This is a genomic window from Mycolicibacterium sp. 624 (assembly GCF_040548615.1).
Taxonomy (GTDB): Bacteria; Actinomycetota; Actinomycetes; order Mycobacteriales; family Mycobacteriaceae; genus Mycobacterium.
In genome coordinates, this window is record NZ_JBEPRZ010000001.1 from 740,637 (window position 1) to 766,676 (window position 26,040).

Below are 26,040 nucleotides of genomic sequence, written 5' to 3' on the forward strand. Positions count from 1 at the left end.
TCGAAAACCGCATACGCGCTGACAACACCGCAAGACCTTGACTAGCGACCATGACACACAGCAATTCAGCACACACCGCACCCCGCAGCACACGACGGTCCCTGGTCACCCTTGCCATGGCCGCCCTGATCAGCTCGGGCGGTTTGTCCATAGCCGCCCAGGCCGGCGCCGCCCCAGACGGCGGAGGCGGCACGAATCCCGTCGCCCAAGAGCAGGCGGCGAAGTACTCCGAGTGCATGCGAGCCAACGGCGTCGCGGACTTCCCGAGCCCCAACGCACAAGGACAGGTGTCCTACGGAGGAATCTCAGTGCCGAAGGACGTGTGGGTCAGGGCGGTCGACGTGTGTGAGAACCTGCAACCGGCGCACTGGAGCGACGCAGGCCGCACCCCCGAACAGCAGGACGCCGCAGTCAAATTCGCCCAATGCGTCCGCGACCACGGCGTGCCGGACTTCCCAGACCCCGCTACCCCACGTGACCCCCTCATCGACACCACGCAGATGCGGGGCGACGTCAGCGCCCACAGCATTCCAGAGCTCAAGCCCGCGCAGGAGGCATGCAACGACCTCTTCACCGCCGCGTTACCGGGCAACGGGATGCCGGGCTGAAAACGGGAAACTCATCGGTGCCCGATCTGGAGTGAGAAATGGCCATCAAACTTGAGAAGCCACAGCTCCTGTGGCTTCTCAAGTTTCATGTCCACAGCCAGGTCCCCCACGTCCGTCCCCTTGGGTTCCGCCTCAATGCTGACGGGACCATTGACATCGGCGGTCCTAATCACCGCGCTACACAGCGATTCCGCAACGCGTTGGCACATCCGAAGGTCAGCCTGGTCGTTGACGACATGACACCTGACACACCCGATGCGATTAAGCCGGGCATGGGTCGCGGGGTCGAGGTTCGCGGCTACGCCGAAGCCGTAGTCGTCGACGAACCTCCCGTTGCGCCCGATTGGTTCAGCCACGACGTCTTGCGCATACAACCCGAGCGGGTTATCAGCTGGCATATCGATCCCGAGATCCCCGACGGCGAGGCGCGCGACATCTGAGGGCCGTCGACGCACCACGCCAGCTCGCTGCCGGTCTAGATCGGCGGTTGCCACCCGCCGAAGGCGGCCTCCAGCGCTAGCACGTTCGTGCGCGTCCGACGAGTACTGTCGGGGGCGTGGCAATCGCTCCAGGAACCTGGCCCCGCCCCCTGCTGCGTGCGGTTCGTACTTTCAACAAGTACTTCCTCAACTCGCTTATGCGCCCGCGCGCCGGCCGAGAGAATTCATATGCCGCGGCCATCCGGCATACCGGCAGAAAGTCCGGCAAACAGTACTCGACCCCGGTAGGAGCGCAGCGCATACCGGACGGGTACATCATTCCGCTGGCATACGGGACCCAAGTGGACTGGCTGCAGAACGTATTCGCCGCCGGCAGGGCCACATTGTCGGCCGATGGCGAAACACACGACGTGACCAAACCCGAACTGATCGACGCCTCGACGGCCTTGCCGATGATCTCGCCGAAGCAACGACGGACCTATGAGCGCGTCGGAATCTCGCAGTACCTGAAAGTGAAGCTCGCCGAATCGCACTGAAGAGCCGACCTCCGGAACTGATCTCAGTCCCGGAACAGTTGACTACATCTGACACTGTTCCTCACCCGCGACTGGCGGGCGGGTTCACGCGCCTACTTTATAGGGCCCGTCTTACTCCGCGGAGCGGCGCGAGCCAGCCGGATCTGCGCCTCAGCCGCACAGTTGTCGACCCGACGTCCGTTGCCGGGGTCACCCTCCGCTCCCAACTCCCGCTTCATTCAGGCGCGGGGCTGGCGGTCAACAAGCCAACATCATCGAATCCTGACGATCACCTCGGTTGCTCTACAACGCGATGCGTCAGTCCTGGTCAACGCGTTCACGCAGTGCCGTACGGCGGACCCGGATCATCTCAGTTACCGGGATGACGCCGGGTGAACCAGCAAGTTCGCGTTTTCGGACGCCGTAGTCGGGATCTAGCAGTTCTGCAACGGTCGCGGCATCTGCCGGTAGCGGTGTGCGGCACTGATCGGCGTAGCTTCGGGCGAGCGCATCGTAGAAGGCCTGCATCCCGTCGGCGGTGCGCATGTTGACTTCGTGGTTCATACACTCCCCGATCGCGCGGGCGACGACGCCGTGAGCCAGCCGGAAGGGCAGTCCGGCTGAGCCAACCAAGAAGTCAGCCACTTGGGTGACCGTGAACAGTCCGCTACGCAGACGGTCGGCGACGACCCCGTCGTTCACGGTGAAAGTGGCCACCGCACGACTGAGCAGTTCGAGTCCTTCCGCAAGCGCGTGAATGGCGTCAAGTCCGACCCCGTCGATCGAGATTGCCTCTTCGCTCATGCCGATGGTGGTGCTCTTCAGCGTTGTCGCCGAGATGGTCATCGCGCCCAGCAGTCGCGGCAGCAGTGTTTCCACGTGCTCGAGGGCGACGGGGTTCTTCTTCTGCGGCATGATGCTGGATACACCGCACAGCGAGTCGTCAAGCGTAATCAGTCCAAACTCGGTGGTGGCGTACATGATCAGCGATTCGGTGAAGCGGTTGGCGTTGAGCGCCGCAACGACTCCGACGCCAAGTGCCTCGATCTGGTAGTCGCGGATCCCGGATGCGTCCTGAGTGTTCTCGACCAGGCCTGAGAAACCGAGATGATCCGCGACTTGCTGGCGGTCGAGCGGGAAGTCCGTTCCGGCGAGCGCGGCTGCTCCCATCGGGCTCTGGTTGGTGCGTTCACGGCAGGCTTGGAGCCGATCGAGGTCGCGGCTGAAGGCATCGAAGTGAGCCAGCAGGAAGTGCCCGAGCGTGACCGGTTGCGCCTGTTGCGAGTTGTGCGTGTAACCAGGAAACGTCAGCGTCACGAACTGTGCGGCACGGTCCACCAACACCGCGTTCAAGGCCTGCAGTGCTGAGGCGAGCGTGTCGAGCGCGTCGCGCATGGCCATGCGGTTGACCGTCATGTAGTAGTCGTTGCGAGAGCGACCGGTGTGCAGTCGGCCGGCGACCTCGATGCCCAACTTGTCGACCAGTTGAGATTCGATCACCGAGAACAAGTCCTCGGCATCGGTATCGGCGCCCAGGCCTGCCGGGTCGCCGCCCAGGGCGTCGAGCGCTGCCACGATTGCTTGGGCATCGTCATGGGAGAGGATGTCCTGTTCAGCGAGCATCAACGCGTGGGCGCGATTGATCGCCAAGTGGTAGCCGAGAGTGTGCTTGAGTTCGTAGGCGATCTGCGTGTCGGCCATCCGGCGCAGAATCGGATCCTGCTGACGCTGCAGTCGATCCCGAAAGGAGCTCATCTCAGTAGTCCTCCGAACTTGCCAGAAAAGCGGAATGGGTTGAACGCATCGTCGACCACGGCGCTGGGGTCGGTGACGAGGCCGGCGACGGTCTCGGCGGTGCTGGGCGCCAACGTGAAGCCGATCATGTTGTGCCCCGCGGCCACCGACACCCGTGAGGTGATACGCCCGAGGTAGGGCAGACCGTCGGGGGTCATGGGCCGGACCCCGTGACCACTGTCGTGCACACCGGCATCGAGGACAGCCGGTAGATACCGTGCCGCCGCGTCGAGGATTCGGGTGTGGAAGACGTCGGGCTCGATGTGACGCCGGGAGAAGTTCATCTGCCCGGCCAACTGCAGCTCGTCATCGAACGGGCTGGCCACCACGTGTACATCGTTGAAGTGCAGCAGCGTGTTTCGATTCGCCAGAGCTAGATTCGTCCGAAGACTGTAGCCACGTCCATTCTCCAGAAGGAGCCGCGCTCCCAGCGGGCGTGCCAGCTCAGCCGAACGTACACCGGCGGCGATCACGACGTGGTCGGCGGCCAACCGGCGATTCGGGGTGCGCACGACGACGTGATCGGTTCCCACCTGGATCGAACGCACGGGGGCACGCTCGATCAAGCTGACCGACGACCGCTTCAAGACCGTGATCACAGACTCGGTGAACCGCTGCGGATCGAGGTACCGGTGCCCCTCTTGGAGGTAGCCGGCAGCCGCGGCAGCACTGAGCTGCGGTTCGCGATCCTTGAGTTCATCGTGACCGAGCATCGGCTCGGGAACCGGCATTCCGGTCGTGTCTGCCTTGGCCACGTCTTCGTCTCTGCGCGCACTGGCGGTGGAGAGCGAGCCGAATACGTACAGGAACTGGGTACCCTGGGCGCGGACGTCCACCCCCGCCTGGCCCAGGTCGTCCAGCAGCTCATAGGTGTCGTGCGCCAGCGACACCAAAGCCCTTTGTCCTGAACGGTATTGGCTCGGGCGGCTCTTCCAGGCGAATTGCGCGAAGAACCCAGCCTGGGTCACCACGTCGCCCAGACCGACCGTCAGCGACGGCTCGCGCCGGGGGGCCACCAACCCGCTCAGACCCTTGCGCAGAAAGCCGACGCTGGAGACGGGATCGACGTCGCGAGGTACGACCTCTCCGGCGTTCCACCGGGCGCCTCCGCTGCCGAGCGCGCCCGCGTCGACGACGGTGACCTCGCACCCCCGCCGCACCAGCGCCAGGGCGCTGAGCAGCCCAATTGGGCCAGCACCGATGACGATGACCGACTGCGTCATGCCGTACCTCCTTGCCTCGGCCAAACAGGTCCGCCAGTAAACCAGCGGTTGAAGTGGCAGTCAAAAAATGAAGTGTAGCCAAATTTCCGATGCCGTTATAAGCTGCGTCACACCAAGCCACAGGCCGCCCCGTTGGGGAAATCCGGGCCCGTCGAAGATTGGAACGAAAAGTGCGAATCAAGCTTGCTTGTATGGGTTTTGCCGCTCTGGTCGCGGCGGCGGGAACGGCCTGCAGCGGCTCCAGTGCCCCCACAGACGTCGATCTGGGATCCGGTCCGGCCATTGCCGGTCAGGTCAAGGAAGGCGCCTTGGACGGGGTGACCCTGACCTTCGTGTCGTGGGGCGGCGCCTACCAGGATGCGCAGAAGACGAGCGTGATGGATCCGTTCGCAAAGCAGTCCGGCGCAACGGTTCTCGATGACGGTCCGACCGAGTACGCCAAACTACAGGCGCAGATCGCCAACAAGCAGGTCAGCTGGGACGTCGTTGACGTCGACGGTTTTTACACGCCAACCCGCTGCGGAACCGAGTTGATGAAGCTGGACTGGTCGATCATCGACAAGAGCCAGGTCCCCGAGGGGATGGCGACCGACTGCTCGGTGCCCGCCAACGTGTTCGGCGACGTCCTGGCCTTCAACGAGGACAAGGTCGGCGACGCGCCGACGAGCTGGGCGGACTTCTTCGACGTCGCCAAGTATCCGGGCAAGCGAGCGGTCTCGCAGTCCACCGACACAGGGGTGTTCGAGGCCGCACTGCTGGCCGACGGTGTATCCCCGGACAACCTGTACCCGCTCGACGTGCCGCGGGCAGTCCGCAAGCTCAACAGCATTCGCGATCATCTGGTTTTCTATACATCGGGATCGCAAGCCCAGCAGATGCTGGAATCCGGCGAGGTCGACATGGGAATCGTGTGGACCAGCCGCGCACGAGGGGCCGCCGAGTCCGGTGCGCCAGTCGCGGTCATGTGGGACCAGGCGTTCTCGACCTACGAGTCGCTGGCGGTGCCCACAGGCGTCAAGAATCCCAAAGCGGCTATGGCACTGATCAACTTCTATCTCGGCGTCGATCAGCAGAACGAGTTCGCCGCGATGAACGGCAGCGGTCCGGTCAACACCGAGGCCACGCCCGCCTACAAGGGTGACGCCGGCAGTTTCCAGATCACCAACCCGGCCTACGCCGACAAGGTGGTAAAGATCGACATGAACTACTGGGGGCAGAACTACAAGATGCTCGACGACTCCTACAACGGCTGGGTCTCGGGAGCCTAAGCCCTCGTCATGATTCAACAACCCGTTCCCATTGGACCGGCCGCGGGGCCGTCCGACGATGGTCCGTCGACGGCCGCCGCGGACGGCAGACGCGACCGACTGCTAGTGCTGGGGCTTCTCGTCCCGGCACTGGCGGTACTTGCCCTGCTGTTCGTCTATCCCGTCGCCGTCGGGATCCTGCAGAGCTTCTCCCAACCGCGCTGGGGTTGGGATAACTACGTGTGGTTCTTCGGCTCGGACGTCAATCGCGCGATGCTGTGGCGCACCGTGGTGGTTGCGATTCTGACGACCGTCATCACCTTGCTGATCGCTTATCCGTACGCGTACTTGATGACGCTCGTCGGCCCACGCATGCGCGTCTTGTTGCTTGCTCTGGCGGTGTTGCCGTTCTGGATCAGCGCCCTGATCAGGACCTTCGCCTGGTTCGTGATCCTGCAGGACACCGGCACCCTCAATAAGGGCCTCGACGTGCTCGGCCTGGGCCCGGTGCACCTGATTCGCACCCCCGCCGGTGTTCTCATCGGCATGGTGCAGGTGCTGCTGCCCTTCATGGTGCTACCGCTGTACAACGTCATCCGCAACATCGACCGGCGACTGCTGCAGGCCGCCGAAAGTGCCGGCGCCAGACCGTCAGTGGCCTTCTTCACCGTCTACGTGCCTCTGTCGTTGCCCGGCGTGGCCGCTGGATCCATCGTGGTCTTCATATCAGCTTTGGGGTTCTACATCTTTCCCGCACTGCTCGGATCTCCGCAGGAAGCGCTCATCGCACAAGCCATCTACGACCAAACTGCACGCAGCTTGAACTTCGGGCGCTCCGGAGTCATGGGTGTTGTGCTCCTGGGAGTCGTCGCGGCAGTCTTCGGCGTAGTCGCCCTGGCGTCGTCGCTACGGAACAGGGCCAACCGATGACCCGCACACTGACCCGGATCTTCCTCTGGTTGACAGCAGGTTTGGTCGCGGCGTTCATGCTGCTGCCGGTGCTGATCGTCGTTCCCCTGAGCTTCTCGGAGAAGGCGTCCTTCGAGTTCCCGCCCAGCGGCTGGTCGACGCGTTGGTACGAGCGATTCTTCAGCAACTCGGCATGGTCGACCTCGTTGACCAACTCCCTGCTCATCGGCGTCGTCGTCAGCGTGGTCTCCGTCATCATCGGCACTGCAGCAGCTTTGGGACTGCGCCGCCTGTCGACACGGTATTCCGCGCTGCTAAGACTGACGTTCCTGGCGCCCCTGATCATCCCCGGCGTCGTCATCGCCGTCGGCATCTACACACTGTTCCTGCGCAGCCACCTCGTCGGCACCTACCTCGGGTTCGTGCTCGCCCACACGCTAATGGCGTTCCCGTTCGTCGTAATCTCCGTTAGCGCCTCGCTGGCCAGCTTCGACGACCGCCTACTGGACGCCTCCGCCAGCCTGGGCGCCTCTCCCATCACGTCGTTCGCTCTGGTCACACTGCCAGCGATCGCACCCGGGGTGGCCGCGGGAGCCCTCATCGCCTTCGTCACGTCCTTCGACGAGGTACTGCTGTCCATGTTCATCCAGGACCCCTCCCTGAGGACGCTGCCGGTTCAGATGTACTCGACTCTGATCCGCGACACCGATCCCACGATTGCCGCAGCCTCCACGTTGATCCTGGCTGTCACAACCATCGGCGTCACGCTCGTCCTCACGTACGCGGCACGAAAGGCCAAAGATGCCAACTAGACTCCCCCGGGGCATCGGCGCACCAGTCGAGCTCAAGAATCTGTACAAGAGCTACGCCGGCCGCGACGTAGTCAAGAACATCTCGATGTCAATCAACGCCGGCGAGTTCGTGACCCTGCTTGGTCCCTCCGGCTCCGGCAAGACCACCACCCTCAACTTGATCGCCGGCTTCACCCCGATCACGTCGGGCTCGATCGCCGTCAACGGCCAGGACCTCAGCGGCACACCAGCCCACAAGCGAGGACTAGGCGTCGTCTTCCAGCACTACGCCTTGTTCCCCCATCTGACCGTCGACCAGAACGTCATGTACCCGCTGCGCCGACGACGCATCTCCCGCGCCGAAGCTCGAAAACGTGCGGGAGAGACCTTGGAACTGGTCGGCCTTGGAGGGTACGGAAAGCGGCGCGTCAACCAGCTCAGTGGCGGTCAACAACAACGCGTGGCGCTCGCGCGTGCACTCATCTACTCGCCGCCCCTGCTGTTGATGGACGAACCGCTGGGCGCACTCGACAAACGTCTCCGTGATGCACTGCAGATGGAAATCAAACGCGTGCAAAGCGAACTCGACAGCACCTGCATCTTCGTCACCCACGATCAAGAGGAAGCGCTGGTCATGTCGGACCGCGTCGCGGTCTTCAACGATGGTCAGATCGTGCAGTTCGACCGACCCGAGGTGCTCTACCGCCAGCCCGCCAACCTCTTCGTCGCACGGTTTCTCGGAGACTCAGTCCTCCTCGACGGCGAAGGCGCGGGCGATGTATTCACCACTTCGACAGGCAAGATTCGGCTCAACCAACCCCACCAGGGCAAGGGGACGCTGTTCCTGCGCCCTGAAAAGCTCCGCATCGCCGCCCAACACAGCGAAGTCCCAGAATCCGCCGACGCGCTCCGGGCCACGGTCGTACGCACCATCTTCGTCGGGCCTTCAGCAAAGGTGGAGGTCGAACTTGCCGACGGCACCACTGCAGTCGCTCGGCTGGCCGACGAACATGCCACACTGTGGCGACCAGGCGATTCCGTTCACCTGTGGTGGACATCCCAGGAAGCGCGCGTACTTGTCGATTGAGGCATCGAATGATTGATGAAGTGGGCGGCGGTGATCACGTCGACACAACCACTGAGCGCGAACGTTTCGGCGCGCGCCTCCGTTCCGTGCGACAAGGCCAAGGGCTGACGCTCAACCAGGTCGCGGCCCGAGCTGGTGTCACCGCCAGTGCGCTAAGCCAAATCGAACGCGGACGTAGCGGGGCGACCATCGAGACCGTTGTCCGGATCGCCGGCGCGCTCAACGTCTCGACGGGTAGCCTTTTCATCGAAGATAACTGGCGCACACAACCTCTGCGCCGCGCCGACCGAGTCGCCATGCGCGGCAGCGGCGGACATCTTCAAGAAGTCCTCAACCGGCGCGGCGGAACGCGCTTCGAAGTCTTCGAAGTGCAGATCCCGCCCGGCGTCAGCGACGCACCACATCTCTACGCACACGGCGACTCCGAGGAAATGCTGCTCATCCTCGACGGCGCGCTCGAACTCCAGCTCGGCGGACACACCTACCAGTTAGAAGAAGGCGACACGATCGAATTTCAAACGTCGATCCCGCACCTGGTCACCAACAAACGCAAGACCGAGGCCCGCGCACTTTGGATCATCTCTCCGCCCACCAGCGGACGGCACTACGAATCCGACGCATCTCCCAAGGGCCACCGACGTACAAAGGACTCAAACGCGTCTGACTGACCTGCACCCAGACCGTCTCGCTGCGGCTCTTGCGGCCGCACGTCATCGATCGGCCCGCAGGCATTCCGGCCAACATTGTTGGTCGTCGATCATCATTGGCCGTACGTGCGTCGGAGATTGGCGTTGATCAGTTCTCCAATGCGCTGAAACATGTGCTGCACGAAGCGGGCCTCCGGCAGCGGATCATCGAGATGCAGCGTCCATCGCAGGTCGGTTCCACCGCGCGCCGCCGCGAGATCGAAGCGTAAACGCGCGTCGGGGCGTTCGGGCCACAGTGATGACCACACGACGTAGTCAGGCCGATCCGCCTCGGTGACGGTCGGAGCGACTTCGTCATCGTGCAACACCATCCACGGGCGAACTGGCTGCCGATGGGGATCGCACAAATCGTCGAAGACCACCCCCGGCGGCGCGGGTTGGTTGCGCATACGCGTCCCGACCTCATTCACTGCCCCACCCCCTCTCGCGCCTGCAACGCTCAGTCAACTGTCGCCTGGGAGCGGCGATGCGCGGACCATAGCGCCCAACAAACCGGCGGCTCAACCTTCTCAGCGCCGCGGAGGTGTGCGTGGACCGGCTTGGCCCTTGCACATGCGCAGGATCAAGGCGATCTCGTCCTCCGAGTGGACTGCTGGAGTCAGAACTTGCCGTAAGAGCAGGCCTCGAAGCGCGGCAACGGCGACGGTGGCCATGGTCAGCGCGTCCTCGGGCTCGAGCCCGTCGCGTTCGGCGAGCGCGGCCAGCATCTTGGTCAAGTCGTCGAGCGAGTCGCTGAACTCACGAAAGTTGTCCGGGTTGTGCGCGGCCAGTCCTACGACGTGAAAGAAGCCACGGACACGCGGCAGCTGCTCCGGGCGGGTGTAGGCCCGCCAGATCGCCACGACGAGGTCGTCAAAGGTGCCCTGTTGGGCGGTCTTGAAAAGCGCCTCGTTGTCACGAGATCGCTGCACCGTGAGCATGGCCGCCAAGACGCCCGACAGTGACCCGAAGTGGTACCGCAGCAGCGCGTGGCTGGTCGCCGCCCGGGCGGCGACCTCACGCAGCGACACCTCCGGCGAGGGAAGGTCCTCCCCGTAGGCGTCGAGAAGCCGGGCCAGCAGTCGGTCGCGTGCGTCGCCTCTGCGTTCCGCGCTTGACAAGATCACTCCCGCAGTTTATCCATTGGATAATGATTATCCAATGGATAAAGTCTGCTGTGGCGCCGTGCCGCGCGGCCGGCCGAGTTGTGAAGGACCTTCGATGAGCTCCATGTGGCAGGGCTGTCTCGCCGACACCGACTACTTCGAGATGCGTTCCAGCGGTGGGCATGGCTACGGCGTCTGGGTCACCACGCCACCCGGATACGACCCCGCCACGACGCAAGCGCCTGCCGTGTATGTCCTCGACGGCAACTTTGCCGTGGGCCTGACGGCTCCGCTCATCGTCACCCAGATGGACCCCATGCAGCGGATCCAGCCCTACATCCAAGTCAGCGTCGGCTACGCGGGCGAGGACGCACAGGACTGGGATCGGCTGCGCAACAGAGACTTCGTGCCACCCGGCGAGCCCATCGCCAAGGAACTCATCGACGCCGTGGAGATGGGACTGCAAGCGGGCATGAGGACACGCGAGGAAGCCGACGCCTACCTCGCCGAATTGCGCGACACGCACGCCGATGTGTTCCTGAGCTTCCTCACCGCCGAACTGCATCCGCGGATCGCACGCGACTACGGCACAGCCGCGAGCGGTCACGGCCTTTTCGGCTACTCCTACGGCGGACTCTTCACTCTCTACGCCTGGCTCACCGGCAGCACGCTCTTCGAGAGCATTGGAGCGGGCAGCCCCGGCGTCATCGCTGAAGACAGTCAGGTCTTCGCCCAGCTCCAAGAGATGGGTGACAGCCAGCGTGCCGCCAAGCTTCACGTGACCTTCAACGACCGAGAGCTTCTCGGAGACCTGGCCGTCTACCAAAGCCTCGCGAAGAACACCGCCACCGTGCTTCACCGCCTCACCGCACGCAGCGAAGCGGTCACCAGCGAGATCCTGCATGAGACGCACGTCACTGGCCTGCAGGCCTCATTCCTCAGCTACCTCAGGACCTGCCGTCCTCTGTAAGCGCGAACGTGCCTTCCGCTTGGCAGACCCGAGCTAGGCCAGATTCTGAACTGCGTTCGTGAAACGAGAATGCTCAGAGGGGCCAGGTCAAAGGGTCGAGGAGCAGGTAGAAGCGGAGGCGTTCGGCGTCCAGGTCAATGCCGTACTGATCGGAGAACTCGCGGTCTGCTTGGCGGGCTGTGCGCTCGTCGGGCCATGTCTCGCGGGCGTTCGTAAGAAGGAGCGCGATGTCGGCATAGGGGTCTGCCCGCCCAAGCCGGCCAAGGTCGATCAGCCCGCAGACTCGTCGGGTGTCGGGATCGACCAGAACGTTCGGCAGACAGAGGTCACCGTGGCAGACGACTAACTCGTCGTGCTCCTGTTGTACACGGCGCGGCAACTCGTCTTCGAGGTGTCGCAGTATTTGCGCCGGCGGGGTCTCCTGCAGTTCAGGCGGCAAGAATTCAGCCTGAACGCGGTTCTCGGCCACGGTTGTTCGGGCGAGAGGCATCATCATCGCCAAACTTCTGTCGAAGGGACAACTCGCCGCGGCGAGGTCGTGCAACTCGCGTGCCAAGTTGGTGATTGACAACCAGGTCTCGCGGAGCGTGTCGGCGCCGAGTTGGTCAGCCGGAACGCCAGCAACGGCGCGCGTCACTAGACAGGCGCCGCGGTCGGTGCTTCGCCAGTCCAGCACGGCCCCAACGGGAATGCCGGCATCACCGAGCCACACTATTCGGTCACGTTCGGCGGCCAGATCGGCACAACGCTCAGGTGTCACCAGTTTCGCGTAGCGCGCACCGTCGTGGTCGCGTAGCACCGTATCGCCGGACTCACCGGTCGTGACGGGCACCCACTCCGCATCGTCAGGCAACAGCTGCGTCGACAACCAAGCGTTCACCGGCATATCTCAATCATGGCTTACCGGATTCGACGAGACTCACGGTGCACCGAGAAAGCCGCGCCCGCACCCATACTGGTCACCGTGCTCGATCATGCCGAGGTGGTGCGGCTGTACGGCCCGTGGAGTGTTCGAACTCCTCGCGAGGCGGCCAACTTCCTTCGCGGTTACCCGGGCAGGTGGTGGATCGCCGGCGGCTGGGCGATCGATGCATTCACCGGGACCACACGCGCGCACGGAGACCTCGACATCGGTATCCCACGCATGGAGGCAGCAGGTTTCATAGCGTTCGTCGGCGCGACCCTGGACGTGTGGGCAGCCGCAGGAAGCCTGACACCGCTCCCCCGCGACGGGTCGAGCGTTCCAGATGACTGCGGCAACCTCTGGTTGCGGGCAAGCGGTGCCGATCCGTGGGAATACGACGTCCTGCTCGAAGACGTCCGCGAGGAGACCTGGGTCTACAAGCGCGCCACACACATCTCGCGGCCCCTCAGTCACTGCCTGTGGTCACGCGATGACATCACCTACCTACGGCCCGAGATTCAACTCCTGCTCAAAGCGAAGGACGCCCGGGCCAAGGACGCTTTCGACCTCGAGCGGTGCCTCCCGCGCCTCGACGAATCCAGCCGCACTTGGCTCGCTCAGCGATTGCGCCAGGAGAGCCCCCGACACCCCTGGGTCGGCAAACTGGCCGCCAGCACGACTGACCCCGGCTAACGGTCGGTCAACTCGGCACTGTGCATCCGGTATGTACCAACCTATTTCAAATCACTGCGTCGTTTCTGTAGAAGCGGTGTCGCCGAGTAACCGGCGTCAGCCAAAGGGGCTTGATACGTTTGCTGCTGAGGGGAGTCAAGATGAAGGTGTTCCCTGACGCGGGGCGGCGTCGACGCACTGTTTATGCCGCTATCGTCGTCGGAGTCTTGATCATCGTTGGTTCGATCGTTGCCCTTGCCGTGGTGGACTCACGGTCCAATGAACGAGGGGTCGCGGCACTGCGGCACGCCGTGCCTCCCGGTGATGAGTGGGCGGGGTTAAATCGCGTCTCGCAATGGCCGACTGACTGGACATCGGCTGTGTGCAGACCACCGGTGTACTGGTTGAAGGCTGAAAACAAAGACCTGCCGCACGCAACTCGACGAGGAGTTTGTCAGGCCAAAATTGCCCCGGCAGGTGAGTACTTCGACGTCACTCTCGCCCGTTTCAACAACGAGCTTGAGATGCAGGTCGACCTGCAGAACTACGGGTATGAGGCGTACGCGTTCGCTTACGATCAAGGAGGCTTGCTGGTATACGCCATCTTCGGGTCGGTTCAAAACATGGACATCACGGCGGTGTTGGAACCCCTGGAGAGATACGGCTTCAACGTCTATCACGACCCTGGTCCATAGCGTCCCCGGCAGCACCGACTTCGCTAGCTGGCAGTCTCCGCGGTCTCCGCCGCCCAACTTGGTAGCCAAGTGCTTGGCTCCCGTCGTTGGGCGTGGCGGTATGTGTCGAGGTGGACACGCAGCGCAGCAAGTCCGGGATGCAGGTTTGCGGTATGCCAGATCAGCGAGTGCGGGTAAACCGGGGCGGGGTTGTGCACCGGGATCCGTCGCAGGCCGTATAGATCCGGCCAAACGTAGCGGTCTCGCTTGCCGACAAGCGTTGCGATGCAGGGATCTTCGCGCAGAGCTTCCATCAGAGCTTCGTCGCCGAAGTGCGGACCGTGACCGTCGATTGTGAGGTCAAATGCTGCTGCGAGGTCCTCGTAGAATGCGGCCCACTCGGTTCCGAGGACGATGCCTGGAATCCACACTCTGAACCCGCGCAGTTGATGTGGTGTGACGACGGCTTCAGCAGCGAGCTGGTGCCCCGGGCCCACCAGCACTTCGAGTTCATCATCGACGGCACGAACCGTACTCAAGCCGTGAGGCAGTTCGGTGTCCGGCATGGTGACTGCGCGAAATGCCGCATCAATGGCGCCGGACTGCACGGCTAACAGGGCGCCGGTGAGGGTGTTGTCGACCAGCGTGACAACCTCAACGTTCACACCGGGGTACGCGCGGTGAAAGTCCTGCAGCACGACCGAGGGGGCAACACGACGATTGGTGACATCGACACGTAAAGCCCGATTCTGCGGCTGAACGGATCTTCGTGCCCGATCGGCGGCGCGAAGCACCTCCAATGCGTGCGGAAGAAACGAACGACCCTCCAAAGTGAGCTCCACGCCGTGAACACTGCGCACGAATAGCGTTGCTCCCACCGTGCGTTCGAGCACGGCTATGCGTTTCGACACCGCCTGCGGAGTGATGTGCAGATCGTCGGCGGCGTCTTGAAACCGGCCCAGCTCGGCGGCCACCACAAAGGTGCGAATGCCTTCAACGTCCAACGGTCATTCTCCACTGTTGGTTGTGTCGTGCTCGCGTGTCGGTTGCTTGATGCACCCACATACCCGCTGCTGAAATCGGCGCATGCCTCATGTGACATCTGGTCGTCTGTACATCCACACTCCCGAGTGGGCTCAGGTCGCCCGCAGGATCGAACAGGTTACGACTCTCACCTCGCGCCTGAATCTGCTGACCTTCGACGACCTCGCCGGACGGAGGGCACTGCTCGACGAAATATTCGGACGAGCGCTGCCCGAAACCCTCACGCTGTATCCACCGTTCTTCACCGACAATGGGCTCAACACCACGTTCGGCGAGAACGTGTTCGTCAATCAGGGGTGCAGGTTCTACGACCAAGGCGGCATCCGGATCGGCGACGCAACCATGATCGGTCCGAACACCCATCTCATCACCTCCGGGCACCCCGTTCCACCTACCGAACGGCGAGAGTACATTCTGGCCGCACCGATAGTGCTCGAAGACAACGTCTGGCTCGGCGCGGCAGTCACCATACTTCCCGGCGTCACCATCGGTGCGAACTCAGTAGTCGGTGCCGGCGCCGTCGTCACCAAGGACGTCCCGCCCAACACGCTAGTAACGGGATCCGCCGCAACCGTCCGCAAGCAATGGGAGGTCTAAGGATTTGACGACGCGGGCGCATGAGTCTTAACGGCGCATTGTGTCGGTGGCGAAGAGGCGACTGCACGATTGAGGACCGGCCGAACAGACGCCCTGATTGGGGCGTCAGGTCAGATAGTCGGCACCCCCGACGTAGGTCGTCCCGGGAGCATTGGATTGCAGTGCCGCCCGGGCGATTTCGGTGGCAAATTCCTCAACGCTCGGAAGCGGGGCTTGGTCACGACGGGCTTCGACGGAGGCGGGGTCTTTGCGTTGGAGAAGTCGGACGATGATGGTTCCGTCGATCATGTCGCCGGATACGACCTTCAGTTCGATCCCACGTTCCGCCAGGGCGGGTTTGGCGGCCAGCAGCGCATCCTCACCAGCGCGCTTGCTCTGCGCGATCGGTTCGTACCCGTCGGGCACCGGCTTGTCCGGATAGAAGTGCGCTTGATGACTGGTGACGAAGACAATCCGCGCCCCAGGCGCCATGAGCGGAAGAGCGAGCGTCACGAGACGCAGCTGCGCATCACGATTCAGGCGCATTGCGTAACTCGGGTCGGCTCCGCGCTCCAGACCGCCAGAGGCGTTGAGCACCAACACATCAAGTGCATCAAATCGCTCACCAATAGCCGCCAGCAGCGCCTCCACCTGCGCTCCATCACAGACGTCGGCGCCGGCAGCCGATGCCTGTCCCCCGGCCGCACGGATCCCGTCGACCACAGCGTTGGCTCTCTTGGCCTTTTCACGGTAGTTGACCAGAACATGGACACCAGCCGCGGCGAGGAGCCGAGCCACCTCGGCGCCGATCCCGCGGGACGCGCCCGTCACCAACGCGACAGGTGTGGCCATCCGCCCGTTAGGGCGAGCGCGGCCATCGCCACCTACCTCGCCGTCGTCGGCGTCCCCACCTTGACCGATCATGCAAATCTCCTTGTCACCGTGCGGCGTATTTCTTAGATACTACTTAACTTTGTCTTATTTTTCTTATTTTCGTGTTAGCGTCGATCGCATCGCGCGCCGGAACGCGCTGGGGAGGCGGTACGACATGACCGACCACGCTGTTGTTCTCGGCGCGGGAATCGCCGGACTATTGGCTACGGCGGCCCTGGCCGACACGCATGCGACCGTCACCGTCGTCGAACGAGATCGCCTGCCCGACGGTCCATTCGAGCGCCGCGGCACACCCCAGGCACCCCACCTGCACAGCATTCTGTCCCGGGGGTGGCTCACCATCGAGGAACTGCTGCCCGGGTTTCTCGCCGACCTGGCCGCTCGCGGAGGCGACGTTCTCGACGACGCCCACCTCGGGGCTCGCATACACGTCCAGAACGGTCCCTATACCTTCAACCGCACCGACCCGGTCGCCGACCCGGCGGCCCTCACCATGCATCTGGTGACCCGGCCGTTCGTCGAATTCCACCTACGCCGGCGGGTCGCCGCCCTGCCCAACGTCACCATCACCGACGACCACGACATCGTCGAATTCGCTGCCGCACAACCCCACCGCATCACCGGCGTCTCGATCAGCGACCGCCGCACCGGGCAGACACAGGCACTGTCCGCCGACCTGGTCATCGATGCCACCGGACGCGGCAGCCGCACACCCCTGCTGCTCGACAACCTGGGCCTCGGACGGCCACCGCAGCGATCATTCACCGTTCACGGTGTCTACTACAGCCAACGAATCACCATCCCCGACCACGACACGTTCCCCGAACGCCTGATCCTGGTCGTCCCGCCCACCGCTGCCGGGCGAGGCGGCCTCATCGCGGGCGAGAACGACACATGGACGTTGACCGTGGCCAAGCACACCAACGACCCCCATTCGCCCCCAACGACATTCGCGGACATGTTGGCCCTAGCCGAAGAGTTCGTTCCGCCACACATCCATCCAGCCTTGCAGCGGGCACAACCGCTCACCGATGTGATGGTCCACCGCTACCCCGGCGGCACATGGCATCGCTACGATCGCCACCCTCACCAGCCCGAGGGCCTGCTCGTCGTGGGTGACGCGCTGTGCTGCCTCGATCCCATCCACGGCCAAGGCATCACCATGGCAGCGCTACACGCACACGCTCTCCGCACACACCTACGCCACGGCCGAGACCTTGACCCGCGACGCTTTCATCAGGCGCTGGCAGCCGTCACCGCACCCGTGTGGGCCATGAACCAGCCCCCCGGCCACACCACGACCCGCAGCGTCAAACATGCCCTACAAGGACGTCTCATCCGTTGGGGGCGCCACAAGATCCTCCAATCCGCCGACGACATCGTCGTCACCGAACGGCTCATCCGCGTGGTCAACATGATCGACCCGCCACAACGGCTGCTTGAGCCGACACTGCTCGCCCGCGTGGCCACACACCACATCCGTCAGACACTGACCCGCTACCGCCGACACCCAGGAGCGAACACCCATGCTTGAAGTCGTCTACCGCAACGCTCGCACCCGAGTCGCTGACCTTGCCGCCACCCTCAGCGCCGAACAACTACAGGCACAGGTACCTGCCACACCGCGATGGACAACACACGACCTGATGGCCCATCTCGTCGGATGTGCCGCCGATGCGGCCAGCGGACGAGTAGACGGAGCGCCGGGTGACCAGTGGACGGCACGGCATGTCGCCGAACGCCGACACCTCTCCGTGGGTGAGCTGCTCGTCGAGTGGGACCGTGTCGGCCCAGCAGCAGAATCCACCCTGACCGAGGAACAGATCTTCGGACCCAACATCGCCGCCGATGTGACCTGCCACGAATCGGACCTGCACGAGGCGCTGGGACTGCCTCGCGTCGACCGCGAGCACTGGCAGCCATTCCTCGAGGTGATGATGGGGTATCTGCGGAACCAGCTCCGGCACAACACGACTGTGCTAATCCGCGACGAGGAAGGGCAGCAATGGAGTTGCGGTTCGGGAGAACCCACCACGCTGCTACGGGCCGACGGTTACGAACTTCTCCGTGCCACACATAGCCGCCGCTCCCGGACCCAGATCGCCGCCTGGGACTGGACACCCACAGCGGTCACGCACGTTGTCGAACGCTTCGGGTTCTTCGGCCCACGCGACGACGACCAACCCATCCCCATATCAACGCCCTTGACCTGACCACCCAGTTCGATGACTAGGCTCGCCCGTCAGGCGGTTAGGACGATCTTTCCGCGAAGATGCCCTCCGCGCAGCAGCCGCAGTCCGTCGGCAGCGCGATCCATGGGTAGCTCTGTGTGTATCAGCGGGCGTAGTCGACCGGTGTCGGTGAGTGCGAGGAGTTGGTCGGTTGCCGATTTCGAAGCCATCCCGAGGAGTCCTCGGACGCGTTGGTGGGCTAGCGCCGCCGGCGCTGCGGCCAATATTTCGCGGCCGAACCCCCCGAGGATCTTTCCGCCGCCTTCACCGCCGATGACGACGATGGAGCCGCCGGCAGTGAGTGACCGCCGCAGTTCTCGGATCGGACGCCGGCCCGCGGTGTCGAAGATGACATCCCACCTTCGGCCGGTCGCGTGGATCGGGGTGTTCGGGTAGTCGATGGTGTCGGCTGCCCCTAGGGCGGTGACGGTGCCCTTCGCCGCGGGACGACACACACCGGTGACCCAGGGGCTGCGCAGGGCGGCCAGCTGGACGAGTAGATGTCCTATGCCGCCGGCGGCCCCGATGACCAGAATCGATGTGCTTGAATCGATCTCGACCTTCCGCAGAGCAGCAAGGGCAGTCGCTCCGGATACAGGGAGGGCGCACGCCTGCGCATCGGTGACGCCATCCGGAATTCGGCTGAGCCCGTCCGCCCGCACAGCCAGGTACTCGGCGAACGCACCATGTGTGTGGCCCGCGACACGGTCGCCGACGACAAGCCCTGTGGCGCTTGAGGGCAGCTTCTGAATCACGCCAGCGAAGTCCGAGCCGAGTCGGATGGAGCGAGGTGCGCGTAGCCCGAATGCCAGCCGGCCAGCCAGCGGTAGTCCGGTCAGCATGTGCCACACATCGGGGCCCAGGGATGCGCTCGTCGTCTTGATCAGGACTTCGCCGGGGGCACATTCGGGTAGGGCGATGTCGCGCACTGCGATGCGTGACTCGTCGCAGTAGTGGTCGCGCACAACTGCACGCATCATGTCCTCCTGATTGATTTCCCGGACGAGGCATCACAATTGACGTCCTCCCGATCGATTGCTTACAGTGTAAGTATCACACTTACGCTGTAAGTAATCGAGGAGTCTTTTGGCGCTCAACCGCACGACCGTCATAGCCGCCGCCGTGTCCCTTGCCGACCAGACCGGGCTGACGGGCCTGACCATGCGCTCATTGGCCGAGAACGTCGGTGTCGAGGCCATGTCCCTTTACAACCACGTCCGCAACAAGCAGGACCTGCTCGACGGAATGGTCGACTTCGTCTTCGAGGAGATCGAACTGCCCCGCGAACCAGGTGATTGGCGCCTGGGGCTCCGCCGCCGAACTGTGACCGTGCGGGAAGCCTTGCGGCGGCACCCGTGGGCGATCGGACTACTGGAATCGCGGGCGACGCCGGGGCTGGCGACGCTGCGCCACCACGACGCGATGCTCGGCTATCTCCGCGGGGCGGGTTTCTCGGTTCCGGCCGCCGGTCACGCCTATGCGCTGCTCGACAGCTACGTGTACGGCTTCGCCCTGCAGGAAGCCAATCTCCCGGCTGTCACGCCGGACTCCACTGCGGCACAAGCGATTCTCGCGACCGCTCCAGCCGGAGAGTTTCCGTACCTGGCCGAGTTCGCCGTCGAGTGCGTCCTGCAGCCGGACTATGACTTCGCCGCCGAATTCGAGGTCGGCCTGGACCTGCTGCTCGGCGCCATCGCAACGCTGCTCGACGGAAGGAACACCCCGTGACAACGACACCGCACCGCTCCTTGTCGACCCTCTTGGCGGCGGCTCTGGTCGCCGTCGCAGGATGCGCGCCGACCGCCCCAGATGAGACCGCTGTGCGCCCGGATCCCATTGTCTGGCAGACATGCAACACCGCCGACGATCCCCTCGGGCAACAACTGAATTCGGTCGGCGCCCTGTGCGGCACCTACGACGTACCGCTGGACTACGCGGCGCCGAACAATGGAGTCCTGACCATAGCCGCGGCATTCCGGCCCGCGTCCGACCCGGCGCACCGGATCGGCACACTGCTCGTCGAAACCGGTGGACCCGGCCCCTCCCGCGACGGAGTGATCGTCGCTACCGCCGGAACCGAAGGGCTGGGTCCGCTGCCGCCGTTCGTGGCCGAACGCTTCGATCTGGTGGCAATCGATCCGCGGTTCTTCGGCTTGAGTTCACCCAGGGATTGCGGCTGGCGCACCGATACCTACCTCTCCCAAGTCGCGCAGATGTCGCCGGTCACCGATGAGGCGTTGGCCGTCTCAAGCGCGGCCGCGCGCACACTGGCCGAGCAATGCGCGCCGCACGCCGAAGCGCTCAAGCACGCCTCCACTCGCAACATTGCCCGCGACATCGACCAACTGCGGCAACGTCTATCACTGCCCCGCATCTCCTACCTTGGCTGGTCCTACGGCACCTATCTCGGCGCGGTCTACGCGCAGATGTTCGGCGACACCGTGGACCGCCTCGTCCTGGACAGCTCCCTGAACCCCGATACCTACGGCCCCGGTCTGACCCGGGACACGGCGCCGGCCAACGCGGCGGCACTGTCGCATTGGGCCCGCTGGGCGGCGATCCGGAATCCGACCTATCACCTCGGCGATACCGAAGCACGCGTGCTGGCTACCATCGACGACATCATCGCCCGAGCTGCCCAGCACCCACTGATCGTCGGCCCGCATCACGTCACCGCCGATCTTGTGCCCGGCCTGATGTTGACCGCCGACGACAGTGATACCTCCTACCGCGAGTTTGCCCGCCTGGTCCAACAGCTGGCTGCCGCAGCCGACGGTCTCCCCGGCCCCGGATCCGAGCTACTCGATGCCAAGCTCGGGTTGTACTCACTAGCTGAACCGACCCCCGAAATGTGGTTCAGCACAACCGTCGCCAACCAATGCGCTGATCGGGCGGCCGAGCGCCGCCCCGAGGCCTACCGCGACGACATTCGCGCCCATGCGCGCGACGAGCCGATCTACGGACCGCTCGCCCGGCACATTACGCCGTGTGCGTTCTGGCCGACCACCCCCCTCGAGACACCGACCCGGATCGACACCTCTCACCCCGCTCTACTGGTCGGCGCAACTGGTGATCCGGTGGCCCCCGTCGTCGGGCAACAAACCTTGCGCAGACAGCTAGGAGGATCGCGAATCCTGCTGCTGGACAACTCGTACCGCCACGGCGTCTATCCGAACGCGGGATCCGAGTGTATCGCCGCGGCTGTCGAAACCTATCTACTCACCGAACGGCTACCCGAGCACGATCTGACCTGCCCCTCGGCATGAATCGCGCACATCGCCGACCAATTGTGCTGAGCGACGCGCGATTGCCGTGCTGGTCGTCGGTCACGTGTCCCACGCAGCCGCGCTCTGCGCAGTGTTATGCGCACATCACCGACGTGCAGATCAGCTAGAACAACCCAGTCTGCATGAGGTGCTGCGCGGTGGGCACGAACGCAGCGAGTCTCCGTTTTCGCGCGGGGCGCGGGCGGTGACAATTTGCACTATCGCTGCCTGACTATCCAGACTAAACCTGCTCCGCAGCAACGGAATTCGTGCCTTACAGGTGGATATTGACTACCATCCGTGAACAGGGTCTGCAGCGATGCATTCTAAAGGGGATCAGGCCACAGTCTTCAAACGACGCAGCCCTCGAGTGCGTCGTCAGCGGTAACGCCGTACTGGGCGCACGCCATCGCCGACCCCACGTCGAGAACCGTCCAGCGAGAACCGTCGCGACGGAACAGGACCCCGGACGACTGCACCGTGCCCAAAGTCGCACCCAGCGCGAACGGCGGCGAGCACTGAATGTGCCCGAAGCCGGTGGGGTGCGCCACTCGCATGTCGAAGTCAGGACTGGACTTCAACGCTGCCAGCAGCGCCTCTGGGGTCGCCGCCGCGCATACGTCGACATTCTCGGGAGCCGCCGTGGGTGCATCGGAGGTTACACCCTGGCGGCTGACGAACATGCCGTGGCCAGTTCTGTCGTTGGTGAAACGCGTTCCCACCGAGCTGGGCTCGACGGTCCACCCCTTGAGGTTAAACACCTGTCCGTAGGTGAGGACCAGATCGTATTTCGATTCGGCATAGCCGGTGGATTGCATGTTGGAGGTATTCCACTGCAACCCTCCTCCCTCGGCCTCGATCCACACCGTGTTGGCGGGATACTTGGTGGGATCGTCCGGGTCGCAGGCAGACGGCCCGCCGCACCCGATCGGCGCGTTCGCGAAGGTGCCACTGCACAGGACTCGGTCGGGCTCGACGATGCACCGGACCGTGCGCGACTCGGTCGTCACGAACTCCTGATCGAAGGGGTTGGGAGGTCGGGGCTCGGCGGACGCAGCTGATGTGACGGCCAGTGCCGCAACCGGAACCACCATCACCACCGACGCCAGAAGCCTGATCAGCCGTTTCATGACGACCCCCCGGGAATTCTGAATTGCACCCGTCAACGAGCAGCACACAGCGTGTCTAAGCCTGACTGGGCTGATGCTAGCCGGTGGAACGGCACTCGGCGGAGTCCGAGGGCGCGTGGGTCGGGTCGGTTGCCCTGCTTGATGAGCAGTGTCGTGCCCTGCAGCGTGCTGTAGACCTCGGCGGTGTGGCCCCGGTGCCGCGGTCGATCAAATCATGCAATGGAACTTCGGCACGGAAGGTGCTGTTCTGGTGGATCTCAGACGTTCACTCCATTGGCTCGGGCGTGAAGGTGACGTCGACACCGCCCACGGTCATCGTCACCTGACCTTCAATCACCATCACCTGCGCCGAAAACCGTCGGTCAACGGTCTGGGCCAGCTGCTGCACCGGTGCATGCGGTATCTGTACCACCGACAGGTTCTTCCATGCCGACACTTTGGGGCCGACGGTGCGCCACCAAGTGGCCGCGCCGGCGGCGAACGGGAACAGCAGCACCTGATCGGCCTGGCTGGCCGCCTTGCCCAAGGCGCGTTCATCAGGCTGGCCGACGTTGATCCACTCCAGGACGCGGCCCGTATAGTCGGCGAGCCGCAGGTCCGGCACCCCCGGGGTGGACAGGCCGGCCCCGAACGCCAACTCACCGTCGACGTCGCTGAGCCGGTGTGCGCGCAGCCCAAACGCCAACAACCGCACCACCATCCGCTCATCGGTCTCACTGGGATGACGGGCCACGGTCAGCGCGTGATCGGCGTAGTAACCGTGATCGACATCAGAGACGCCAAGTTCGACTTTGAACACTGTTGCAGAAAGGGCCACGTCATAGTGTCCACCCCGGTGGTGTTTCCCGAGCAGTCAGGCCGCTTCGAGTGGTATCAAGCCGCCGCGGCGAGCGGTCCGCTCTGCGGAGAGCACCAGCGTGCGACACCACCACGGTTCGGTGAGAAGACCGGCGCCGGCGCCGAGCCACCCGGGACCGCACAATCGCGACTTGCGGCTTCTCGAGTTCCATGTCCACAGCCTTTGCCCTGAACTGCGGCGACAACGGCCGCCTACCAGCAGATATCCGTTATTACGTAATTATGTACTACCGTCACTAGTGTGGAGAGTTTCGAAGAACGGTTCGCACGCATCGAGCAGCGTCTCGCTGTCGTCGAGGAGCGCGTCGTTGCAGAGCGCGTCGAGGACAGACCCGCCAGGGAGGAGGAGCGCACCCGACAGGGTGAGCTCGCAGCGCTGGTGGACCTCAAATCGCGAGTCGACCCGCCCGGCGGTGTGACCTACGCCGGCTGGATCGAACGCGGCGGGCAGCCGTTGCAGTGGCAGTTCGGTCACACCCTCACCGACCTCGAGGACCACGACTGGGCGTCTCTTGCAGAGCGGTTCGATGCGCTGGGCAACCCCGTCCGACTGAAACTGCTCCAGTTGGTGTGGGCAGGCCACGAGACCGTGGCCGATCTCACTGGGCAGGAGGGGATCGGCACGACCGGGCAGGTCTACCACCACCTCAACGCGTTGGTCGCCGTCGGATGGCTGATCCAGAGCACGCGGGGTCGATACACGGTGCCTGCAGATCGGGTGGTACCGCTACTCGTGATCCTCTCCGCGGCACGGGGTGTCGCATGAGACTGCCTCCGCGCACGTGTGCGGCCGCTCTCGGCGCGATGATCGTCCTCGCGGTGGGAATAGTCAGCCGTCCGACGCCACCAACACTCGGTCCTGCCGATGGCGACCCCGAGCTGATCGCCCGCGTCGCATCGCTACTGCACGGGCTGCGTGACCGGGTCAGCGTCGTGTACATCCGCGACGGCGTACTGACGGAGGCGCACTTCGGCGCCGATTCGGACACCGTCTACGAGATCGGGTCGATCACGAAAACCATGACTTCCCTGCTCTTTGCAGAAGCCGTGGAGGCGGGTGAGCTGACCCCCGACACTCCGCTCGGGAGCCTGCTCGACCTGGGCAGCAGTGCGGCAGCCGACGTGACGCTCGAGGAACTCGCCAGCCACCGGTCGGGCCTGCCGCGGATCTCCAATCGGCCGCAAGATCTGGCCGGCGCCAGTCTTGCCGTGCTGCGGCACCGCAATCCCTACACAACCGACGTCGCGGCACTTCTCACACAGGCGCGTTCAGCGAATCTCTCGGGGCGCGGCTCCTTTTCGTATTCAAACCTGGGCGCAGCCCTGCTCGGCGAGGCGCTCTCCGCGCATGCCGGCACCAACTATCCGGCAATGCTCGACCGCCATCTGTTCCAACCGCTCAGGATGACTCACTCCTTCACCCCGCTCACCGCGTCGGAGTTGTCCTCGGACGCGCCGATCGGATGGAGCGCGAAAGGCCACCCCGAGCAGGCGTGGACCCTGAACGCGTACGCGCCCGCCGGCGGGGTGCGCTCGACACCGGCGGACATGGCGCGCTACGCACAGGCCCTGCTCGACCGCCGGGCACCGGGCCTCAGTGCGCTCGACCCACGCTGGGATGCGGCCGATGACATCCGGGTGGGCCGCGCATGGCTGACTCACCGGGTCGGCGACGTGGACGTCACCTGGCACAACGGCGGCACAGGAGGGTTCTCCAGCATGCTCGCGCTCGACCGCGAGCACGCCGCGGCGGTGGTCGTCCTGGCGAACAGCGCTGTCGCCGTTGACGAGATCGCCATCCGCATCCTGGTCGACACGGCATGACGGATACCGTCACCGTGGCGGTAAACCTCGCCGTGGCAACCCTATTGCTGGCGATCCCCGCGGCATACACCCTCACAGCCTGGCGCGAACGCGCACGCGAACGGAGACGCCGAGGCGGCACCGATGACCAGTTGACCGTGCTTACGACGAGCATCGCCGCCGTCGCCTTCCTGGCGCTGGCACGCGCCCAGGCCGACTGGAGTCAGTTGCCCGTCGCAATCTGGATCGGCGCAGTGGCCACCCTTGCGCTCGGTGCCGCTGGCAGGATTCGACGCTTGCCGGATCTGCCCTGGGTCGCACGGCGTTCCAGCTGGCGCTTGGTCAAAACAACGCTAACCCTTGCGATTTCGATTGCGCTCCTCGCACTGACCGTCAGCTGAGCCGTCTCCTAGTACCAGCGGGCAGCGACGATAGTCTCGACGCTAGGATCTAATCTTGCTGTGGCCCACAGGATTCGGAATGCCGGGGCCAGGATGGCGAATGCGTGGACTGCTCGCTTGCCGCGATGGGCCGAAGTAGCAGATCCGCATACGCGGGCCCGTTGGCTTGCCGCCAGGCGATGCCGAGCAGCTGTATTGCGCGGTCATGCAG

29 protein-coding genes and 1 pseudogene are annotated in these 26,040 nt (G+C 64.2%); 19 read left to right on the forward strand and 11 right to left on the reverse strand.

Features of this window, described 5'->3' with window-relative positions; all coding sequences use genetic code 11:
* Nucleotides 1-50 precede the first annotated feature (50 nt).
* From ABIA65_RS03285 to ABIA65_RS03295, 3 genes are all read left to right on the forward strand, one after another.
* A complete protein-coding gene (locus tag ABIA65_RS03285) occupies nt 51-608 on the forward strand; it encodes a hypothetical protein (protein WP_354522607.1) in 558 nt (185 codons plus the stop codon).
* A 38-nt stretch (nt 609-646) separates the two neighbouring features.
* Nucleotides 647-1,048 carry a pyridoxamine 5'-phosphate oxidase family protein gene (locus ABIA65_RS03290; RefSeq protein WP_354522609.1) on the forward strand — a complete coding sequence of 134 codons (402 nt, stop codon included), beginning with the start codon at nt 647-649 and terminating at the stop codon, nt 1,046-1,048.
* A 116-nt stretch (nt 1,049-1,164) separates the two neighbouring features.
* A complete protein-coding gene (locus ABIA65_RS03295) occupies nt 1,165-1,584 on the forward strand; it encodes a nitroreductase family deazaflavin-dependent oxidoreductase (protein WP_241402068.1) in 420 nt (139 codons plus the stop codon).
* A 297-nt stretch (nt 1,585-1,881) separates the two neighbouring features.
* On the opposite strand, the gene argH is transcribed toward ABIA65_RS03295, so the two are convergent.
* Together argH and ABIA65_RS03305 are read right to left on the reverse strand one after the other, a co-directional pair.
* Nucleotides 1,882-3,318, reverse strand: a complete 1,437-nt coding sequence (argH, locus tag ABIA65_RS03300) for an argininosuccinate lyase (RefSeq protein ID WP_354522611.1) — start codon at nt 3,316-3,318, stop codon at nt 1,882-1,884.
* On the reverse strand, nt 3,315-4,580 hold the full coding sequence (locus ABIA65_RS03305) for an NAD(P)/FAD-dependent oxidoreductase (RefSeq protein ID WP_354522612.1): 1,266 nt from the start codon (nt 4,578-4,580) through the stop codon (nt 3,315-3,317). The genes argH and ABIA65_RS03305 overlap by 4 nt, the downstream gene beginning before the upstream one ends.
* 191 nt (nt 4,581-4,771) lie before the next feature.
* Here ABIA65_RS03305 and ABIA65_RS03310 point away from each other — a divergent pair, with 191 nt between their 5' ends.
* From ABIA65_RS03310 to ABIA65_RS03330, 5 genes are read left to right on the forward strand one after another with little or no spacing between them, the layout of a single operon-like run.
* A complete protein-coding gene (locus ABIA65_RS03310) occupies nt 4,772-5,848 on the forward strand; it encodes an ABC transporter substrate-binding protein (protein WP_354522613.1) in 1,077 nt (358 codons plus the stop codon).
* Nucleotides 5,849-5,857: 9 nt separating this feature from the next.
* Nucleotides 5,858-6,757 carry an ABC transporter permease gene (locus ABIA65_RS03315; RefSeq protein ID WP_354522614.1) on the forward strand — a complete coding sequence of 300 codons (900 nt, stop codon included), beginning with the start codon at nt 5,858-5,860 and terminating at the stop codon, nt 6,755-6,757.
* Nucleotides 6,754-7,548: an ABC transporter permease gene (locus tag ABIA65_RS03320; protein WP_354522615.1), complete on the forward strand. Its 795-nt coding sequence runs from the start codon at nt 6,754-6,756 to the stop codon at nt 7,546-7,548. The genes ABIA65_RS03315 and ABIA65_RS03320 overlap by 4 nt, the downstream gene beginning before the upstream one ends.
* Nucleotides 7,538-8,614 carry an ABC transporter ATP-binding protein gene (locus ABIA65_RS03325; protein ID WP_354522616.1) on the forward strand — a complete coding sequence of 359 codons (1,077 nt, stop codon included), beginning with the start codon at nt 7,538-7,540 and terminating at the stop codon, nt 8,612-8,614. The genes ABIA65_RS03320 and ABIA65_RS03325 overlap by 11 nt, the downstream gene beginning before the upstream one ends.
* 8 nt (nt 8,615-8,622) lie before the next feature.
* A complete protein-coding gene (locus tag ABIA65_RS03330; RefSeq protein WP_354522617.1) occupies nt 8,623-9,282 on the forward strand; it encodes a type II toxin-antitoxin system RelB family anti-toxin in 660 nt (219 codons plus the stop codon).
* 92 nt (nt 9,283-9,374) lie between these two features.
* On the opposite strand, the gene ABIA65_RS03335 is transcribed toward ABIA65_RS03330, so the two are convergent.
* Complete coding sequence (locus ABIA65_RS03335; protein WP_354522618.1) at nt 9,375-9,710, reverse strand: hypothetical protein; 336 nt, start codon at nt 9,708-9,710, stop codon at nt 9,375-9,377.
* Nucleotides 9,711-9,830: 120 nt separating this feature from the next.
* Nucleotides 9,831-10,427, reverse strand: coding sequence for a TetR/AcrR family transcriptional regulator (locus ABIA65_RS03340; RefSeq protein ID WP_354522619.1), 597 nt, complete (start codon nt 10,425-10,427; stop codon nt 9,831-9,833).
* A gap of 94 nt (nt 10,428-10,521) precedes the next feature.
* Between ABIA65_RS03340 and ABIA65_RS03345 the strand changes: the two genes are divergently transcribed.
* Nucleotides 10,522-11,376 carry an alpha/beta hydrolase gene (locus tag ABIA65_RS03345; protein ID WP_354522620.1) on the forward strand — a complete coding sequence of 285 codons (855 nt, stop codon included), beginning with the start codon at nt 10,522-10,524 and terminating at the stop codon, nt 11,374-11,376.
* A gap of 73 nt (nt 11,377-11,449) precedes the next feature.
* Here ABIA65_RS03345 and ABIA65_RS03350 read toward each other — a convergent pair whose 3' ends face one another.
* Nucleotides 11,450-12,262 carry an APH(3'') family aminoglycoside O-phosphotransferase gene (locus ABIA65_RS03350; RefSeq protein ID WP_502919509.1) on the reverse strand — a complete coding sequence of 271 codons (813 nt, stop codon included), beginning with the start codon at nt 12,260-12,262 and terminating at the stop codon, nt 11,450-11,452.
* Between the two features lie 78 nt (nt 12,263-12,340).
* Here ABIA65_RS03350 and ABIA65_RS03355 point away from each other — a divergent pair, with 78 nt between their 5' ends.
* Both ABIA65_RS03355 and ABIA65_RS03360 read left to right on the forward strand, forming a co-directional pair.
* Complete coding sequence (locus ABIA65_RS03355; protein WP_354522621.1) at nt 12,341-12,973, forward strand: nucleotidyltransferase domain-containing protein; 633 nt, start codon at nt 12,341-12,343, stop codon at nt 12,971-12,973.
* Between the two features lie 140 nt (nt 12,974-13,113).
* Nucleotides 13,114-13,647: a hypothetical protein gene (locus ABIA65_RS03360; protein WP_354522623.1), complete on the forward strand. Its 534-nt coding sequence runs from the start codon at nt 13,114-13,116 to the stop codon at nt 13,645-13,647.
* A gap of 23 nt (nt 13,648-13,670) precedes the next feature.
* Here the strand turns inward: ABIA65_RS03360 and ABIA65_RS03365 are convergent, their stop codons facing one another.
* Nucleotides 13,671-14,603 (reverse strand): LysR family transcriptional regulator, encoded by a 933-nt coding sequence (locus ABIA65_RS03365; RefSeq protein ID WP_354523073.1) that lies wholly within the window; start codon nt 14,601-14,603, stop codon nt 13,671-13,673.
* 109 nt (nt 14,604-14,712) lie between these two features.
* On the opposite strand from ABIA65_RS03365, the gene ABIA65_RS03370 reads away from it, so the two are divergent.
* On the forward strand, nt 14,713-15,267 hold the full coding sequence (locus ABIA65_RS03370; RefSeq protein WP_354522624.1) for a sugar O-acetyltransferase: 555 nt from the start codon (nt 14,713-14,715) through the stop codon (nt 15,265-15,267).
* 105 nt (nt 15,268-15,372) lie between these two features.
* Here ABIA65_RS03370 and ABIA65_RS03375 read toward each other — a convergent pair whose 3' ends face one another.
* Complete coding sequence (locus ABIA65_RS03375; RefSeq protein WP_354523074.1) at nt 15,373-16,098, reverse strand: SDR family oxidoreductase; 726 nt, start codon at nt 16,096-16,098, stop codon at nt 15,373-15,375.
* Between the two features lie 196 nt (nt 16,099-16,294).
* On the opposite strand from ABIA65_RS03375, the gene ABIA65_RS03380 reads away from it, so the two are divergent.
* A complete protein-coding gene (locus tag ABIA65_RS03380; protein WP_354522625.1) occupies nt 16,295-17,674 on the forward strand; it encodes an NAD(P)/FAD-dependent oxidoreductase in 1,380 nt (459 codons plus the stop codon).
* A complete protein-coding gene (locus tag ABIA65_RS03385) occupies nt 17,667-18,353 on the forward strand; it encodes a maleylpyruvate isomerase family mycothiol-dependent enzyme (RefSeq protein ID WP_354522626.1) in 687 nt (228 codons plus the stop codon). Before ABIA65_RS03380 ends, ABIA65_RS03385 begins: the two co-directional genes overlap by 8 nt.
* Nucleotides 18,354-18,382: 29 nt before the next feature.
* Here ABIA65_RS03385 and ABIA65_RS03390 read toward each other — a convergent pair whose 3' ends face one another.
* The gene (locus ABIA65_RS03390; protein ID WP_354522628.1) at nt 18,383-19,348 is read right to left on the reverse strand and encodes an NAD(P)-dependent alcohol dehydrogenase; all 966 of its coding nucleotides are present in this window, start codon (nt 19,346-19,348) and stop codon (nt 18,383-18,385) included.
* Between the two features lie 109 nt (nt 19,349-19,457).
* Here ABIA65_RS03390 and ABIA65_RS03395 point away from each other — a divergent pair, with 109 nt between their 5' ends.
* Together ABIA65_RS03395 and ABIA65_RS03400 are read left to right on the forward strand one after the other, a co-directional pair.
* Nucleotides 19,458-20,099, forward strand: coding sequence for a TetR/AcrR family transcriptional regulator C-terminal domain-containing protein (locus ABIA65_RS03395; RefSeq protein ID WP_354522629.1), 642 nt, complete (start codon nt 19,458-19,460; stop codon nt 20,097-20,099).
* Nucleotides 20,096-21,637, forward strand: a complete 1,542-nt coding sequence (locus ABIA65_RS03400) for an alpha/beta fold hydrolase (protein WP_354522630.1) — start codon at nt 20,096-20,098, stop codon at nt 21,635-21,637. Before ABIA65_RS03395 ends, ABIA65_RS03400 begins: the two co-directional genes overlap by 4 nt.
* Before the next feature lie 350 nt (nt 21,638-21,987).
* Here the strand turns inward: ABIA65_RS03400 and ABIA65_RS03405 are convergent, their stop codons facing one another.
* The 3 genes and pseudogenes from ABIA65_RS03405 to ABIA65_RS03415 form a co-directional block, all read right to left on the reverse strand.
* Nucleotides 21,988-22,767, reverse strand: coding sequence for a hypothetical protein (locus ABIA65_RS03405; RefSeq protein ID WP_354522631.1), 780 nt, complete (start codon nt 22,765-22,767; stop codon nt 21,988-21,990).
* A gap of 265 nt (nt 22,768-23,032) precedes the next feature.
* The gene (locus tag ABIA65_RS03410; RefSeq protein ID WP_354522632.1) at nt 23,033-23,584 is read right to left on the reverse strand and encodes a YaeQ family protein; all 552 of its coding nucleotides are present in this window, start codon (nt 23,582-23,584) and stop codon (nt 23,033-23,035) included.
* 39 nt (nt 23,585-23,623) lie between these two features.
* A pseudogene (locus ABIA65_RS03415) lies at nt 23,624-23,731 on the reverse strand (DUF2334 domain-containing protein); the annotation flags it as partial.
* A gap of 135 nt (nt 23,732-23,866) precedes the next feature.
* Here ABIA65_RS03415 and ABIA65_RS03420 point away from each other — a divergent pair.
* The 3 genes from ABIA65_RS03420 to ABIA65_RS03430 are packed head-to-tail and all read left to right on the forward strand — an operon-like array spanning nt 23,867 to nt 25,829.
* Nucleotides 23,867-24,391: an ArsR/SmtB family transcription factor gene (locus tag ABIA65_RS03420; protein ID WP_241402090.1), complete on the forward strand. Its 525-nt coding sequence runs from the start codon at nt 23,867-23,869 to the stop codon at nt 24,389-24,391.
* On the forward strand, nt 24,388-25,449 hold the full coding sequence (locus tag ABIA65_RS03425) for a serine hydrolase domain-containing protein (protein WP_354522633.1): 1,062 nt from the start codon (nt 24,388-24,390) through the stop codon (nt 25,447-25,449). The genes ABIA65_RS03420 and ABIA65_RS03425 overlap by 4 nt, the downstream gene beginning before the upstream one ends.
* Nucleotides 25,446-25,829 (forward strand): hypothetical protein, encoded by a 384-nt coding sequence (locus tag ABIA65_RS03430; protein ID WP_354522634.1) that lies wholly within the window; start codon nt 25,446-25,448, stop codon nt 25,827-25,829. Before ABIA65_RS03425 ends, ABIA65_RS03430 begins: the two co-directional genes overlap by 4 nt.
* Nucleotides 25,830-26,040 lie beyond the last annotated feature (211 nt).

What these genes read in the sequence shown, in the direction of transcription:
- ABIA65_RS03310 (WP_354522613.1), top strand. Translation starts at nt 4,772, where the DNA reads ATGGGTTTTGCCGCTCTGGTCGCGGCGGCGGGAACGGCCTGCAGCGGC.
- ABIA65_RS03335 (WP_354522618.1), bottom strand. Translation starts at nt 9,710, where the DNA reads ATGCGCAACCAACCCGCGCCGCCGGGGGTGGTCTTCGACGATTTGTGC.
- ABIA65_RS03345 (WP_354522620.1), top strand. Translation starts at nt 10,522, where the DNA reads ATGAGCTCCATGTGGCAGGGCTGTCTCGCCGACACCGACTACTTCGAG.
- ABIA65_RS03360 (WP_354522623.1), top strand. Translation starts at nt 13,114, where the DNA reads ATGAAGGTGTTCCCTGACGCGGGGCGGCGTCGACGCACTGTTTATGCC.
- ABIA65_RS03330 (WP_354522617.1), top strand. Translation starts at nt 8,623, where the DNA reads ATGATTGATGAAGTGGGCGGCGGTGATCACGTCGACACAACCACTGAG.
- ABIA65_RS03290 (WP_354522609.1), top strand. Translation starts at nt 647, where the DNA reads ATGGCCATCAAACTTGAGAAGCCACAGCTCCTGTGGCTTCTCAAGTTT.
- ABIA65_RS03285 (WP_354522607.1), top strand. Translation starts at nt 51, where the DNA reads ATGACACACAGCAATTCAGCACACACCGCACCCCGCAGCACACGACGG.
- ABIA65_RS03405 (WP_354522631.1), bottom strand. Translation starts at nt 22,767, where the DNA reads ATGAAACGGCTGATCAGGCTTCTGGCGTCGGTGGTGATGGTGGTTCCG.
- ABIA65_RS03320 (WP_354522615.1), top strand. Translation starts at nt 6,754, where the DNA reads ATGACCCGCACACTGACCCGGATCTTCCTCTGGTTGACAGCAGGTTTG.
- ABIA65_RS03315 (WP_354522614.1), top strand. Translation starts at nt 5,858, where the DNA reads ATGATTCAACAACCCGTTCCCATTGGACCGGCCGCGGGGCCGTCCGAC.
- ABIA65_RS03385 (WP_354522626.1), top strand. Translation starts at nt 17,667, where the DNA reads ATGCTTGAAGTCGTCTACCGCAACGCTCGCACCCGAGTCGCTGACCTT.
- ABIA65_RS03430 (WP_354522634.1), top strand. Translation starts at nt 25,446, where the DNA reads ATGACGGATACCGTCACCGTGGCGGTAAACCTCGCCGTGGCAACCCTA.
- argH (WP_354522611.1), bottom strand. Translation starts at nt 3,318, where the DNA reads ATGAGCTCCTTTCGGGATCGACTGCAGCGTCAGCAGGATCCGATTCTG.
- ABIA65_RS03350 (WP_502919509.1), bottom strand. Translation starts at nt 12,262, where the DNA reads ATGCCGGTGAACGCTTGGTTGTCGACGCAGCTGTTGCCTGACGATGCG.
- ABIA65_RS03305 (WP_354522612.1), bottom strand. Translation starts at nt 4,580, where the DNA reads ATGACGCAGTCGGTCATCGTCATCGGTGCTGGCCCAATTGGGCTGCTC.
- ABIA65_RS03325 (WP_354522616.1), top strand. Translation starts at nt 7,538, where the DNA reads ATGCCAACTAGACTCCCCCGGGGCATCGGCGCACCAGTCGAGCTCAAG.
- ABIA65_RS03390 (WP_354522628.1), bottom strand. Translation starts at nt 19,348, where the DNA reads ATGCGTGCAGTTGTGCGCGACCACTACTGCGACGAGTCACGCATCGCA.
- ABIA65_RS03425 (WP_354522633.1), top strand. Translation starts at nt 24,388, where the DNA reads ATGAGACTGCCTCCGCGCACGTGTGCGGCCGCTCTCGGCGCGATGATC.
- ABIA65_RS03380 (WP_354522625.1), top strand. Translation starts at nt 16,295, where the DNA reads ATGACCGACCACGCTGTTGTTCTCGGCGCGGGAATCGCCGGACTATTG.
- ABIA65_RS03375 (WP_354523074.1), bottom strand. Translation starts at nt 16,098, where the DNA reads ATGGCCACACCTGTCGCGTTGGTGACGGGCGCGTCCCGCGGGATCGGC.
- ABIA65_RS03370 (WP_354522624.1), top strand. Translation starts at nt 14,713, where the DNA reads ATGCCTCATGTGACATCTGGTCGTCTGTACATCCACACTCCCGAGTGG.